Origin of the sequence: Streptomyces violaceoruber (assembly GCF_033406955.1) — a bacterium.
Lineage (GTDB): Bacteria > Actinomycetota > Actinomycetes > Streptomycetales > Streptomycetaceae > Streptomyces > Streptomyces violaceoruber.
Genome location: NZ_CP137734.1, coordinates 2112587 through 2126949 on the forward strand (window position 1 = coordinate 2112587; position 14363 = coordinate 2126949).

The window sequence follows — 14363 nt, forward strand, 5'->3', positions numbered from 1 at the left end:
GCTTCAGTCGGTGGTGGCTCCGGCCGGGGTCCCGGCGGCCCCGGGCGGGCCCTGCGGGTCGGTGTCCGCGCTCTCGACGACCTCGACCGTGCCCGCGTCGCCGTCCACCACGATCAGGTCGCCGGTGTTGATGCGCTGGGTGGCGTCCTTGGTGTTCACCACCGACGGGACGTGGAACTCGCGGGCCACGATGGAACTGTGCGAGAGCATCGACCCGATGTCGGTGACGACCCCGCCCGCGATGGCGAACAGCGGCGTCCAGGAGGCGTCGGTGTACCCGGTCACGAGGATCTCCCCGGCCTCGAACTCGTCGGCCTGCCACACCAGGTCCTCGACGATGCGGGCGCGGCCCACGATCCGTCCGGGGCTGGCGGCGAGGCCTTCGAGCCGGGCGCCGTCGGCGGCGGGCCGGACCGAGGCGGTGATGTCGTGGACGCCGACGAAGGTCAACGGCGGTTCCGGGAGCCGCTTGTTGTGTTCGTGCAGCCGGCGGGCCGCGTCGATGCGGGCCCGGTCGAAGACGCGTACGGCGTCCTCGTCGCCGGCGAGGTAGCGGCGCACGTCCTCGAAGTCCAGGTGGGCGATCTCGTCCGGGGAGTGCAGGACACCGTCGGCGACCAGGCGCCGGCCGACCTCGTAGACCACGTTCCGCACCAGCCAGATGGACGTGATCATGGACATCCGGGTGGTCTCCCGCAGCTCGCTGCACAGGGCGTAGAGGGAGATGACGGTGTCCAGGACCTGGCGCTTGGGCATCGGCAGCCGGCCCAGCACCTCGCGGGAGTCGTCGGACCAGCCGCTGCTGCGGCGGAGGATGTCGTCGATGGAGAAGCCGTCGGCGACGTAGCGCCGGATCATCTGGAAGATGTAGGAGGGGTCGTCGATCCACCTCGGGTGGGTGATCTCCATCTCCTGGTGGCCGCGGGTGCCGTTGGCGCGCAGGAACGGCTCCATGTGCCGGTCCCAGAAGCGCTGTCCGGCGGGGTCCTCGCGCAGCAGCCGGGCGATGTCCTCCAGCGGTTCGTCCTTGATGATCCGCAGGACGGCCGGGTCGTTCTTGGCGGCCTGGGCGACCGACCAGACCTCCTTGGCCGACTCGACGGTGCGCAGGCTGGACATGTCGGTCTTGACGCGGTTCTGCAGGCCCACGCCGTCGCTGCCGAGCCAGCGGGCGCACAGCTCGGTGAGCAGGCCGTAGAAGGCGAACGCGTTGATGTAGTACGGCATGTAGCCGATGTGCATGTCGTGGAACCAGGCGAGGTCGCGGTGGAGTTCGCCGTGCAGTTCGCGCCTGCTCATCCGGGTCAGGTCGAGGCCGCGGGCCCGGTCGAACTCGTAGAGCCGGGCGTCGACCATCTGCTGGGAGCGGGACTTCATCTGCGTCATCTCACGGGCCGTGTGCTGGAGCCAGTGGACGGTGGAGAGCAGGTCCTCCATGCCGCCGGGGAAGGTGCCGAACGGGTTCTCGTAGTCGGCGAGGTCGACCTCCTCGCTGACGAAGCGGCTGGTGAAGTGGCGCTGGTCGCGGGTGGGCAGGCACTGGGCCAGCAGGTAGGAGCTGTAGGAGATGTTGAGGTAGACGTGGCCCTGGTAGAAGCCCATGTGCAGGTCGGCCTCGCCGGTGTCGCGCACGCCGAGGGCGCCCGCGCAGTCGGTGTGCACGTTGCGCTGGTAGTAGCGGGCGAAGCTCAGGCCGAGCGGGGTCATCAGGCCGACGAAGATCTCCCCGATGTCCATGCGCGACCACAGGGTGCCGTTGAGGACCGGCTCCGGCTGCGGGGCGACGTACGGGCTGAGCGCGCCGGACGGGGCCGCGGGGGCGGCGGGCCGGGTGGTGATCGGGCGGGTCTGGAACAGGTGGAAGACGCCGTCGCGCACGCCCCACTCGATGTCCTGCTCGCTGCCGTACAGGTCGCGGATGCGGACGGCCAGGGCGCCGAGTTCGCGCAGTTGGTCGTGGGTGAGGCAGGGGACGCTGCGGGCCGCCGCGTCGACCTTCGTCATGCCGATGCGGCCGGGCTCCAGGGGCGCGCACTTGGTGACCTTGTAGCGGACCCGTTCCTCGACGACCTCCAGCTTCTCGTCGTCGACGACGAAGAAGTCGCTGGAGACCTGCCCGGAGACCAGCCCTTCGCCCAGGCCCTGGCAGGCCTCCACCACGAGGCGGTGCGGGCGGGGGTTGACCGGGTCGACGGTGAACATCACGCCGCTGACGTCGGTGTGGATCATCTCCTGGACGACCACGGCGAGGGCGTCGGGGGCGTCCCTGTCCCGGTACACCGTGGCGCGGTCGGACCACAGCGAGGCCCAGCACCGCAGGACCGCGTCCAGTACGTCCTCGTCGCCGCAGACGTCGAGGACCGTGTCGTGCTGGCCGGCGAAGGACTGTGCGGCGGAGTCCTCCCGCAGTCCGGAGGAGCGCACCGCCACGCGGGGGCGGCCCATGCTGCCGTAGGCGTCGAGGACGGCGTCCGCGATCGCGGCGGGCATCCGGGTGCCCAGGATGCGCTCGCGCAGGGTGCGGGGGTCGGCGCCCGCCGCCTCGGCGGCGATCCCGGTCTCCCGCAGGTAGGCGTCGAAGAGGGCGGTGGTCAGGCAGAAGGCGGGCGGGACGGGCAGACCCGCGGCGGACAGCTCCGCGAGGCGGGTGCCCTTGCCGCCCAGTTCCCCCCGGTGGCCTCCGGCCGGGCCGCCCGCGCCCAGGGTGACGACGCAGGCGGCGTGCCCGGCCGGGTCGGTGACCGGGCCGGCGGGGCCTTCGCCTGCTCCGGCGGGGGTCGTCGTGTCGCTGACGTGCGTGTCCATGGCGGGTGTGTCTCCTCGGCGGTCAGGCGTGCGCGACGCGCTTGCTGGTGCCCGTGAAGGCGTGGAACTGCTCGCCCGGGACGATCCGGGTGGCCTCGACGTCGTCGAACCCGGCCTGGCGGAGCTGGTCGGCCAGTGCGTCGGCCTGCGGCAGCGGGCCGCCGAAGTCGGCGTAGGTGAACCAGAGGTTGAGCGCTTCCAGACCGACGTTCCCGCCCTTGCAGGAGGTGGTGAGCAGCAGCCTGCCCCCCGGTGCCAGCAGGTCGTGGGCCCGGCGCAGGGCCTCGACCCGCTCGGCCTCGGGGAAGTAGTAGATGTTGTTGTGCAGGGTGACCAGGTCGAACTGGGGCTGCGCGTCGAGGGTGCGCAGGTCGGCCTGCCGGGTCTCGACCCGGTCGGTCAGCCCCCACTCGGCCATGTTCGCCGCGGCGCTGTCGGCCACGTCCTGCTGGAGGTCGACGGCGAGCGCCGACAGGCGGGGGTTGAGCTCGGCGGCGTAGCGGACGTAGGTGCCGCTGCCGCAGCCGACCTCCAGGAGCCGTACGGGCGCGTTCCGGTCCAGGGTGCGGGCGATGGCCTCCTCGACCAGCGGCTGGATCACCCGGGTGGAGCGGGCGATGACCAGGCCGTCCTGGTCGTCGAGGGAGAAGCGGCGGCCCTCGCGCAGCATGCGGGGGCCGTTCAGCAGTGCGGGCACGTGGAAGCGCAGGACCTCCTCCAGCGCGGCGGCGATCGCGTCGTTGCCGGGCTGGGCGAGCGCCTTGGCGGGCAGGCTGCGCAGCTTGTAGCAGCCCTCGCGCTTGCCCAGGTCGCCGAGGCGGATGCCCATGTCCAGCCACTCCTTGAGGCGCGGCAGGTCCTCGTCGTCGATGTCGAGCCGTTCCGCCAGCGACTCCAGGTCGCAGGGGCGTACGGCGAGGGCGGCGAGCACGCCGGAACTCGCCGCCGAGGCCAGGAAGGCGGCCCGGTACACCGGCTCGACGAAGCCCTTGGACAGGGCCAGGAGCAGCGGCATGTGCGGATTGCCGAGCACCTTGGTCACGGTGCGCAGGTCGGTCAGCGGCGCCTCGACGCGGCTGCCGACGCTCTTGGCCAGGCTCAGAATGTCCATGTTGCTTCCCTAGTTGCCTTCCTGTGCGGGGTGGTGCCGAGGGCGTCGAGTTCGGTGCCCAGGTGGGCGAGGAGCCGGTCGCGGGACGGGCCGCCGTTCAGGAAGAAGTGGTTGCCCGGCAGGTGGCGCCGCAGGAACGAGCCGGTGGTGTAGGGCCGCCAGGCCTCGACCATCTCCGGGGTGGCGATGGGGTCGGCGGCGGCGGAGAACGCGGTCGTCGGGCAGTCCAGCGGTGGCCGGGGGTGCCAGTCGTAGCGCTCGCAGGCGCGCAGGTCGGCGCGGAGCACCGGGAGTCTGCGGTCGAAGTAGGCGGCGCCCAGGGTGTCCGCGTCGTCGAGGCCGCCCAGGTCCCGGATGACCTCGCGCAGGGCGGTGTCGGACAGGGTGTGGTCGGCGCGGTCGCCGTACAGGTGCGGGGCCCGGCTGCCGGAGACGAACAGGTGCCGGGGCCGCGGTGCCCCGCGCCGGCGCAGCACGCAGGCCACCTCGTAGGCGAGCAGGGCGCCCATGCTGTGCCCGAACAGGGCGTAGTCGTGGGTGAGCCGGTGCTCCTCCAGCGCGTCCGCGACCGCTTCGGCGAGGGGTTCCATGGTGTCGTACGGCCGCTCGCGCAGGCGCAGTCCGCGGCCGGGCAGCTGTACGGGTACGACGGCGACCTCGTCGCCCAGCCGCTCCTGCCAGCCGCGGAACGCGGAGACCGTCCCCCCGGCGTAGGGGAAGCAGACCAGGCGCAGCGGGGCGGCCGCCGGGTCGGGCGGCTCGGCGGCCGGTGCCGCGACGGGGCGGGGGAACCAGGCGGAACGCTGGGAGAGCAGGTCAGCGGGCGACATGGGCGCGTCCCTCGGGCGAGTCGAGCCAGGCGACGGTGCGCCGCATGCCCTCCTGGAAGTCGACCTCGCCCTTGAAGCCCAGCTCCTCCTGGGCGCGCCCGATCGGGTAGGACTGGTCGCGGTCGAAGAGGTGGACGGCGTGCCGGGTCAGCACGGGCCGGGAGTCGATGCGCAGGGCGCCCCACAGCTTCTCGGAGACGGTGGCGACGGCGGTGGCGACGGGCGTGGGCAGGCTCAGCCAGGGGGCCTTGACGCCCAGACCCTCGGCGAGTGCCTCGACGTACTCGCGCCAGGTGGTGTCGTGCGGGTCGCGCAGGTTGTAGGCCCGGCCCGCGGTGTGCTCGCCGGTCGCGGCGGCGATGATGCCGTCCACGGCGTTGGAGACGTAGAGCAGCCCGGCGGGCACCCGGCCGCCGCGGATGTACACCATCTGCTTGCCCAGCAGCAGGTTCGCGATCTCGATCACGAAGTCCTTGCTGCCGGGGCCGTAGACGGAGACGGGGCGGACCACCGTGACCGGCTGGCCGGTGCGTTCGGCGGCGGCCCACACGGCGGCCTCGCCGAGCATCTTGCTGCGGTTGTAGGGCAGGCCGATGTCGCGCGGGGCGGTTCTCTCGTCGCAGGGCCGCTCGGGGTAGCCGTAGACGTCGGTGGTGCTGAGGTGGACCAGGCGCTCGACCGTCCCGGCCTCGTGGGCCGCCTCGACGAGGTTCCTGGCGCCGTCCACGTTGACCGCGCGGAACCGGTCCCAGGGACCCCAGTCGGCCGAGAGTCCGGCGCAGTTGTAGACGTGGCGGATTCCGGTGGTGGCCCGGCGCAGGCTGTCGGTGTCACCGAGGTCGCCGACGGTGACCTGGGCGGCGGCCCCGGCGAAGGCCGCGCGGTCGCTCGTGGAGCGCGCCAGGACGCGGACGCGGTGCCCGCGCTCGGCCAGGCGGTGCACCAGGTGACCGCCGATGAAGCCGCTGGCGCCGGTGACCAGGATGTCGGGGGCGGCGGCGGACGGGCTGTCTTGGCTGAGTGAGGACATGGATCACACCAGGAGGTCGAGGGAGTGTTCGAGGTCTGCTTCGCTGTGGTCCGCGTTGATGAAGAAGCGGAGCCGGCACTGGTCGCGCGGGACGGCGGGGTAGCCGATCGGCATGACGTTGACGCCGCGCTCCAGCAGCGAGTTGGAGAGCGCCATCGTCTTCTCCCAGTCACCGGTGATCACCGGGATCACCGCGGAGAGGCGGGAGACGCCGACGTCGAGGCCGCGGGCGCGGGCGCCTGCGCGGAAGAACTCGGCCAGCTCCTGCACCCGGGCGACCCGCTCGGGCTCGTCCTGGACGACCCGCAGCGCCTCCAGGGCGGCGGCGGCGTTCGCCGGGGAGATGCCGGTGGAGAAGATGTGCAGCGGCGCGGTGAACTTGAGGTACTCGATGATCGGGCGGCGGGCGGCGATGTACCCGCCGAGGCTGCCCAGCGCCTTGCTGAGGGTGCCCATCCACAGGTCGACGTCGGCCGGGTCGGTGCCGTAGTGCTCGCCCACGCCGCGGCCGGTGCGGCCCAGGACGCCGATGGAGTGCGCCTCGTCGATCATCAGCATGGCGCCGTGGCGCTTCTTGACCTCGATGAAGCGCGGCAGGTCGGGGATGTCGCCGTCCTGGCTGTAGGCGCCCTCGATGACGACGAGCGCCCTGCGGTGCGAGGCCCGTGCTCCGGTCAGGATGCGGTCGAGGGCGGCCCAGTCGTTGTGCGGGAAGGACCGTCGCCGGGCGCCCGAGAGGATGCAGCCGCGCACGGTGCTGTCGTGGATCCAGGCGTCGTGCACCACCAGGTCCTCCGGGCCGAACAGGTGGCCGACGGTGGCGACGTTGGTGGCGTGGCCGCCGGCGAACACGATGGCCGCCTCGGTACCGATGAACCGTGCTATCTCGGCTTCGAGTTCGTGGTGCAGCGGGGTCTCGCCGAACAGCAGCGGGGTGGCGGAGGCGGAGGTGCCGTAGCGGTCCACGGCGTCCTTGGCCGCCTGGCGCACGCGGGGGTGGTGGGAGAGCGCCAGGTAGTTGAAGGCCGCGAAGTTGACGACCTTGGTGCCGTCGACCGTGGCGAGCGCGGAGTTGAAGCCCTCGTGCGTACGGCCGTAGGGATTGGACCCGCTGGTCCGGGTCTGGCGGAGTCTGCCCTGGAGTTCCGCGTACTCCGCCCAGTCCTCGAAGGCGCGCTCCTGACGTACGGGGGCGGCGGGCGCCGGAACCGGGTCGGGAACGGGGGCGGGGGCTGCGGCGGGTACGGGGGCGGGGGCCGCCTGCAGCGGGGAGGGGGGTGCCGGGGGCGGGAAGGCCTGCGGGGGGTAGGGCTGGGGGACGTAGTAGGCGTACCCGGGAGCACCGTGCGGCGGGTAGCCGTACGGGTACGGGTACGGCACTCCGGGCTGCGGGACCGGGGCGGCGACGGCGTAGCCGTGGGGCGGGGCCGGGAAGGCTCCGTACGGGGCGTACTGCGGGGCCGGGACGGGCGGCGCCGCCGGTACGGCCGCGGGGTGGGCCGGCGGCGCGGCCGGGCCGGTGCCGGCGAGGGCGGGGCGGGCGGTGTGGGCGCCGCCGGCGGGGTCGCCGTCGCGGTCGTCGCCGGCGGCGAGCCGGCCGATGATGTCCTGCACCGTGGGGTCCTCCGGCAGGTCCTGAAGCGTGTGCATCCGTTGGGGGAAGCGGTCGGTGAGACGGCGCTGGAGGTCGGTCCGCATCAGGGAGTCGAATCCCAGCTCGAGGCCGAGCCTGGCGTGCACCGGCAGGTCGGCCACGGGGAATCCGCAGACGCGGGCGACGGTGTCGAGCACGGTGCGGGAGACCTCGCCCGCGGGGCCCGTCGGGGCGGTGCCCGGCACCGTGGGCTGGGACGGCATGGGATCGCCTTCCTGATCGGGAGTGGGGGCCTGGAACCGGTAGGTCCGGCGTTCGAAGGGCGTGTGCGGCAACGGGACCCGGGCGGGCGGGTGTTCGTCGTCCAGGGCGGACCAGTCGACGTCTCCGCCCGCGCACTGGTAGCCGCCCAGCGACCGCAGCAGGGTGCGGCGGCCGGGGGCGCCGCGGCGCAGCGAGGGCAGCCACAGCGTGGGGCGTCCGTCGGGCTCGGGGCCGTCGGCGACGGCGGACCGGCCGAGGTTCAGCAGGGTGGGGTGCGGGCCGATCTCGACGAACGCGTCGCAGCCCGGCCCGCCTTCGGCGCCTCGGTCGCGCAGGCGGGCGAAGCCGTCGGCGAAGCGCACGGTGCCGAGCAGGTGGCGGACCCAGTACTCGGCGTCGACCCGGGTCACGGGTTCGCCGGTGGCGTCGGAGATCCACGGGATGGCCGGGGGGTGGAACTCGACGGCGCGCGCGGCCTCCAGCAGCGGCTCGGCGGCGCCCGCCATCAGCGGTGAGTGGAAGGCGTGCGAGACGGCGAGCGGCCGGACGGTGACCCCCTTGCGTTCCAGGTCGCCGCGGAGCGCCGCGATCCGGTCGGCCGCGCCGGAGAACACCAGGTTGCGGGGTGCGTTGACGGCGGCGAGGGCCACCCGGTCGTGGCCGGCGGCGATCTCGCGCACCGTCTCCGGATCGCCGACGCAGGCGATCATCGCGCCCTCGCCGGGCTGTTCGTCCATGGCACGCCCGCGGACGACCGCCAGCGTGAGGGCGTCCTCCAGGGAGAGGACACCGGCGACGCAGGCGGCGGCGAGGGCGCCGACGCTGTGCCCGAGCACGGCCGCCGGGCGTACCCCGCAGCTCGTCCACAGGTCGGCGAGGGCGACTTCGAGGGCGACCAGGGCGGGCTGGCAGTACCGGGTGCGGGCCAGGTCCTCGGCGCGGTCCGGGTCGAAGAGCAGGTCGAGCAGCGGGATCTCGCCCAGGCCGCGCAGCACCGCGTCGGCGCGCCGCAGGGTGCGGGCGAGGACGGGGTGGGCGTCGTAGAGGTCGCGGCCCATGCCCGGGTACTGGGTGCCCTGGCCGCCGAAGAGGAAGGCGACGGTGGGCGCGGTGCCGTCCGCGGGTCCGCCGCGGGCCACGTCCACGGCGGGCTCCCGGCGGATCAGCGCCTCCAGTGCGGTGTCCAGTTCGTCCCGGGTCGCTGCGGTGAGGACCGCCCGGTGCGGCAGCCGGGAACGGCCGGTGCGGGCGGAGTGGCACAGGGCGGCGAGCGGCACGCCGGGGTGGGCCGCGAGGTGGGTGCGGTAGCGGCCGGCCAGGGTGGCCAGGGCGGACTCGGTGTGCGCGGACAGGGACAGGGCGTGCACCGTGCCGTCGGGGGCGCCGGACTCGCCGGCGGGCGCCGGGGGTGCGGGCGCGGACTCGACGATCACATGGGCGTTGGTGCCGCCGAAGCCGAACGAGCTGACGCCCGCGCGCAGGGTGCCCCCGGCGGGCAGGGCCCGGCGGGTGGTGGGCACGGTCAGTCCCGAACCCGTCCAGTCCAGGTGCCGGTTGGGGGTGGTCAGGTGCAGCAGCGGCGGTACCTCCCGCTCCCGCACCACGAGCACGGCCTTGATCAGCCCGGCAATGCCGGCGGCCGCCTCCAGGTGGCCGATGGCGGTCTTCACCGAGCCGACCGGGCAGGGCGCGTCGGCGGGGCGGCCGCGGCCGTAGACGCCGGTCAGGGCCTCCCACTCGATGGGGTCGCCGAGAGCGGTGCCGGTGCCGTGTGCCTCGACGTAGTCGATCTGTCCGGGCTGCACACCGGCCCGCTCCAGCGCCCCGGTCATCACGGCACGCTGGGCGGTGCTGCGGGGGGCGGTCAGGCCGTTGGCCCGGCCGCCGTGACCGAGCGCGGAGCCGGTGAGCACGGCGTGCACGCGGTCCCCGTCGGCCAGCGCGGCGGACAGCGGCTTGAGGCACACCAGGCCCGCGCCCTCGCCGCGGACGTAGCCGTCGGCGCCGTCGTCGAAGGTGCGGCAGCGTCCGCCGGGGCCGAGCATGCCGCCCCGGGCGAGGGCCTCCGACAGCCCGGGCGTCAGCATCAGGTTGACGCCGCCCGCGAGGGCGACGCCGCACTCGCCGTCCCGCAGGCTGCGCATCGCCGTGTGGACGGCGGCGAGCGAGGAGGAGCAGGCGGTGTCGAGGGCGAGGCTGGGCCCGGTCAGGTCGAAGAAGTACGAGAGCCGGCCGGCCGCCACGGACTGGGCGTTGCCGGTGGCGGAGTACATGTCGACGACGTCGGGGTGCGGCATCTGGAGATCGGCGTAGTCGTGCCCGCTGATGCCGACGAAGACACCGGTGTCCGTGCCGGCCAGGGAGGAGGGCGCGATGCCCGCGTCCTCGAAGGTCTGCCAGGCGACCTCCAGGAGCAGCCGCTGCTGGGGGTCCATGCGTTCGGTCTCGCGGGCGGAGACGCCGAAGAAGCGGGCGTCGAAGTCGTACACGTGCTCCAGGAAGCCGCCCGGCCGGCCGCCGGTGTCGCCGTGGCGGTCGGCGGGTGCCTCGCCCACGGCGTCGCGGCCGTCGCGCAGCAGCCGCCAGTAGCTGTCGGGGTCGGGTGCGCCGGGGAACCGGCAGCCGATGCCGATCACGGCGACGGGCTCGTCGGCGCGCCCGCGGGCGGGCTCGGGGGCGGGACGCCGCGGGTGCGGGTGCGGGGTGCCGTCCGCCTCTGGTCCGGTGACGTGGGCCGCCAGGGACTCGACCGTCGGGTGGTCGTAGAGGGTCGCCGGGGTCACGGGGGTGCCGAGCCAGTCGCCGAACGGGGCGGTGAGGGCCACGGCCTGCTTGGAGTCCAGGCCCAGTGAGGTGAAGGGCACCGTCGTGTCGATCACCGAGGGGCGCAGGCCCAGCCGGGCGGCGACGGCCCGCCGCAGCCAGTCCACGGCCTGGGTCCGGGTCCGCTCCGGCGCGGCCGTGAGCGCGGGCGCCGCGTCGGCGAGCGCGGCGCGGCACAGCCCGGTGAGGGACGGCGCGCCGTCCGGCTCGGGGCCGGACAGGAGTTCACCGACGTCGAGGGCGACGCCGAGGCGCTGGGACAGCGTCCGTACGGCGGTCAGCAGCCGCGGGTAGCGCGAGGTGCCGTCGGGCGCGTCCGTCGCGGCGCGGTCGAGGGCGTCGGCGACGAGGGCGGCCGTACGGTCCGGGGAGGCGGGGGCGTGCGGGGCGGGGGTGTCCGGCAGGGCACCGTCCTGGACGACGCTCGCGGCCACCACGGGCAGTTCCAGGTCGAGCAGGCGCTGCCGGCAGGCGCCGCGCTGGATCTTGCCGCTGGTGGTGCGCGGCACCGAGGAGCGTTTGAGCAGCACGACGGTGTGCGGTGTCACCTGGTGCTCGTCGGCGATGGCGGTGCGCAGCCGGGCGAGCAGGGCGTGCGGGTCCCCGGCGCCGGGGCCGCCGATCTCGTAGGCGAGGGCGAGCTGTTCGCCGTCGGCGGTGGGGACGGCGAACGCGGCGCCGTACCCGGCGCGCAGTCCGGCGCCGACCCGTTCGGCCGTCTGCTCCACGTCCTGGGGGTGGATGTTGCGGCCCTGGACGATGATCACGTCCTTGGTCCTGCCGACCACGTAGAGCTGGCCGTCGTGGCGGAACCCGACGTCGCCGGTGCGCAGCCAGGCGTTGCCCGGTTCGCCGTCGATCCGGGTGCCGAAGACCTCGGCGGCGGCCTCGGGGCGTCCCCAGTAGCCGCGGGCGACGCCGGGACCACTGACCCGGATCTCGGCGACGGTGCCGTCGGGGACCCGGCGGCCGGTGGCGGCGTCGACCACCGCGACCTCGACGTCGGCGACGGGTGCTCCGCAGCCGACGACGCGGGTGGTGCGCACGCCGCCGGGGTCCGCGGGACGCGCGGTGCCCGCCTCCAGGGCCGCCGCGTCGAAGGACTCCACCACCGGCGGGTCGGCCGGCCGCACGCCGGTGACCATGAGGGTCGCCTCGGCGAGGCCGTAGCAGGGCAGCAGCGCGGTGCGGTCGAAGCCGGCCGGGGCGAAGTACTCGGCGAACCGGTCGAGGGTGTCGGGGCGGATCGGCTCGGCACCGTTCAGCGCCAGGCGCCAGCGGCTCAGGTCCAGGCCGGCCCGCTGTGCGGGGGTGATCCGGCGCAGGCACTGCTCGAAGCCGAAGTTGGGTGCCACGCTGGTGGAGGCGCCGGTGCGGGAGAGGGTCTCCAGCCACAGCAGCGGGCGCTGCACGAAGGTCATCGGCGCCATGAGGTGCGCGGGGAAGCCGCCGTACACCGGGGTGAGGATGCCGCCGATGAGACCCATGTCGTGGTACGGCGGCAGCCAGGAGACCATGCCGGAGTCCGCGTCGTGCCCGAGCCTGAGGTGGATGGAGCGCAGGTTGCGCACCAGGTTGCCGTGTTCGACCATCACGCCCTTGGGCGCGGCGGTGGAACCCGAGGTGTACTGGAGGAAGGCCAGCGACCGCGCCGTGGCTCCGGGGTCCTCCCAGGCGGTGGTGGACTCGCCGGTGTAGAGGTCCTCGGTCACCAGCCAGCGCACGCCGTCGAGTTCGGTGCCGACCCGGCCGGTGCCGTCGGCGGCGACGGTCTCGCGGACCCGGCGGGTGGTGAGGGCGTGGGTGGCGGCGCAGTCCCGGGCGATGGCCGCGAGCCGGGGCACGGTCTGGCCGAACCGGGCGTTGTCCGGCGGGTAGGCGGGGACGGCCACGGCGCCGGCGTACAGGCAGCCGAAGAACGCGGCGAGGTAGTCGAGGCCCGGCGGGTGCAGCAGCAGCACCGGGCCCTGCCCCACCCCGGCGTGCCGCAGGTGGGTGGCCACCTCGCGGGCGTGCAGGTCGAGTTCGCGGTAGGTCCAGGCGACGGACGTACCGTCGGTGTCGGTGAGGAAGCGGTGGGCGAGGGCGTCGGGGGTGTGTTCCGCCCGGTGCCGCAGCAGGGCCGTGACCGTCTCCGGTTCGGGTCCCTGCCAGTGCTCGTGCAGCGGGTCCGTCGGCCCGTGGCTCACGTTCTTCTCCCTGCGGTTCCGGGCCATCTACCGGGCCGTTCCGAGCGGCGCCGCCGGGCGGGGCGGGGCGTCGAGACCGAGGCGGCGGTAGTCGGTCTTGCCGTTGGGGTTGAGCGGCATCCGGTCCAGGCGGACGGCGCCGTGCGGCACCATGTAGGTCGGCAGGTGCCGTGCGCAGTGCTGCTTGAGCTCCACCAGGCCGATCCGCTCGGCGCCCTCGCACAGGGTGTAGTAGAGCCGCAGCCGTGCCTTGGGTCCCGAGCCGTCGACCAGGACGGCGGCTTCGGCGATGCCGGGGTGGCGCAGCGCGGCGGCCTCGATCTCGCCCAGCTCGACCCGGTAGCCGGAGAGCTTCACCATGCGGTCCTTGCGCCCCCGGTAGACCAGCCGGCCGTCCTCCTCGTAACTGACCAGGTCGCCGGTGGGGTGCACGCCCCGGCAGTGGGCGGTGGAGACCGGCTCCTCGGCACGCCGCCAGTAGCCGGGGGTCACGCACACGCCGGAGACGTGGAGTTCGCCGATCGCGCCGGGCTCCCGGACGGTGCGTCCGGCGTCGTCCACGACGGTGGTCCCGGCGCCGGTGATGGGCAGTCCGATCGGCACGGGGGTGGCCCGGTGCAGGTCCTCGGGGCGCACCCGGTGGTAGGTGCAGACGTTGGTCTCGGTGGGGCCGTAGAGGTTGTAGAGCGGGGTGCCGGGCGGGAGCAGTTCACGCAGCGCGCGCAGTTGCGGGACGGGGAAGACCTCGCCGGCGAACAGGACGTAGCGCAGGCTCGCGGCGTGCTCGGGGGTGAGCGCCGCGGAGGTGGTCAGCAGGTGCAGGACCGAGGGGACGGAGTACCAGACGGTGATCCGGTGCCGGCGGATGCCCTCGGCCAGCGCGGTCACGTCCTTGGTCGCGGCGTCGGGGACGATCCACACCGCGGCCCCGCAGGACAGCGCGGTGAAGAGGTCGAAGGTGCTCAGGTCGAAGTTGAAGGAGGCGTGGCCCGCGAACACGTCGTCGGGGCCGACGTCCAGCTCGTCGCGGGCCCAGGCCACGAAGTTGGCCAGTGCGCCGTGCGAGATCTGCACCCCCTTGGGCGTGCCGGTGGACCCCGAGGTGTAGAGGAGGGCGGCGAGGTCGCCGGGGGTGAGGGAGGGCAGCAGGGTGACCCGCCCGGCGCGGCCCTGCTCCCAGCTCTCCCAGGGGGCGACCGGGATGCCGCCCACGGTGTCGGGCAGTGCGTCGCCGACGGCCACGACCGTGGTGACCGAGGCCGGCAGGTCGTCGTCCCCGAGCAGGGCGGCGTGGTGCGCGTCGGTGAACAGGACCACGGGTTCGGCGTCCGCCAGGATGGTCCGCACCCTGCTCACCGGCTGGCCGCCGTCCAGGGGGACGTAGGCGCACCCGGCCTCCAGGGCGGCGACGATCGCCTCGGCGTAGCGCGGCTGCTTGTCCATCCAGACCGCGATCCGGTCGCCGGTGCGTGTCCCGAGGCTGAGCAGGCGGGCGGCCACGGCCTCGACCCGGGCGGTGAACTCCCCGTACGTCAGGGGGTCGGAGCCGACGAAGGCGGGCCGGGCCGCGTGCTGCGCGGACGTGTCCCGTGGCAGGCGTATCACGGAGGGAGTGGCGGCGCTCATGGTGTACAGGCCCTTCTCCTTGACGTGCGTGGGTTGCTCGGGTCCGGCCGGGCAGGGAGGGGGCCTGCCCGGCCGGGGTGTGCGGGCGGAA

At 74.2% G+C, this 14363-nt stretch carries 6 protein-coding genes; all 6 read right to left on the reverse strand.

The features are described 5' to 3' along the window. Nucleotides 1-3 precede the first annotated feature (3 nt). From R2E43_RS09140 to redM, 6 genes are read right to left on the reverse strand one after another with little or no spacing between them, the layout of a single operon-like run. Nucleotides 4-2805: a PEP/pyruvate-binding domain-containing protein gene (locus R2E43_RS09140; protein WP_030864001.1), complete on the reverse strand. Its 2802-nt coding sequence runs from the start codon at nt 2803-2805 to the stop codon at nt 4-6. Between the two features lie 22 nt (nt 2806-2827). Beyond that, nucleotides 2828-3916 (reverse strand): SAM-dependent methyltransferase, encoded by a 1089-nt coding sequence (locus R2E43_RS09145; protein WP_003973125.1) that lies wholly within the window; start codon nt 3914-3916, stop codon nt 2828-2830. Next, nucleotides 3904-4746 carry a thioesterase II family protein gene (locus R2E43_RS09150; RefSeq protein ID WP_003973126.1) on the reverse strand — a complete coding sequence of 281 codons (843 nt, stop codon included), beginning with the start codon at nt 4744-4746 and terminating at the stop codon, nt 3904-3906. Before R2E43_RS09150 ends, R2E43_RS09145 begins: the two co-directional genes overlap by 13 nt. After that, nucleotides 4733-5776, reverse strand: a complete 1044-nt coding sequence (locus R2E43_RS09155; RefSeq protein WP_003973127.1) for an NAD-dependent epimerase/dehydratase family protein — start codon at nt 5774-5776, stop codon at nt 4733-4735. Before R2E43_RS09155 ends, R2E43_RS09150 begins: the two co-directional genes overlap by 14 nt. 3 nt (nt 5777-5779) lie before the next feature. Continuing rightward, nucleotides 5780-12646, reverse strand: coding sequence for an aminotransferase class I/II-fold pyridoxal phosphate-dependent enzyme (locus tag R2E43_RS09160; RefSeq protein WP_332056101.1), 6867 nt, complete (start codon nt 12644-12646; stop codon nt 5780-5782). 27 nt (nt 12647-12673) lie between these two features. Beyond that, nucleotides 12674-14272 carry an L-proline--[L-prolyl-carrier protein] ligase RedM gene (gene redM / locus R2E43_RS09165; protein WP_011030516.1) on the reverse strand — a complete coding sequence of 533 codons (1599 nt, stop codon included), beginning with the start codon at nt 14270-14272 and terminating at the stop codon, nt 12674-12676. Nucleotides 14273-14363 lie beyond the last annotated feature (91 nt).

What these genes read in the sequence shown, in the direction of transcription:
- R2E43_RS09140 (WP_030864001.1), bottom strand. Translation starts at nt 2,805, where the DNA reads ATGGACACGCACGTCAGCGACACGACGACCCCCGCCGGAGCAGGCGAA.
- R2E43_RS09145 (WP_003973125.1), bottom strand. Translation starts at nt 3,916, where the DNA reads ATGGACATTCTGAGCCTGGCCAAGAGCGTCGGCAGCCGCGTCGAGGCG.
- R2E43_RS09150 (WP_003973126.1), bottom strand. Translation starts at nt 4,746, where the DNA reads ATGTCGCCCGCTGACCTGCTCTCCCAGCGTTCCGCCTGGTTCCCCCGC.
- R2E43_RS09155 (WP_003973127.1), bottom strand. Translation starts at nt 5,776, where the DNA reads ATGTCCTCACTCAGCCAAGACAGCCCGTCCGCCGCCGCCCCCGACATC.
- redM (WP_011030516.1), bottom strand. Translation starts at nt 14,272, where the DNA reads ATGAGCGCCGCCACTCCCTCCGTGATACGCCTGCCACGGGACACGTCC.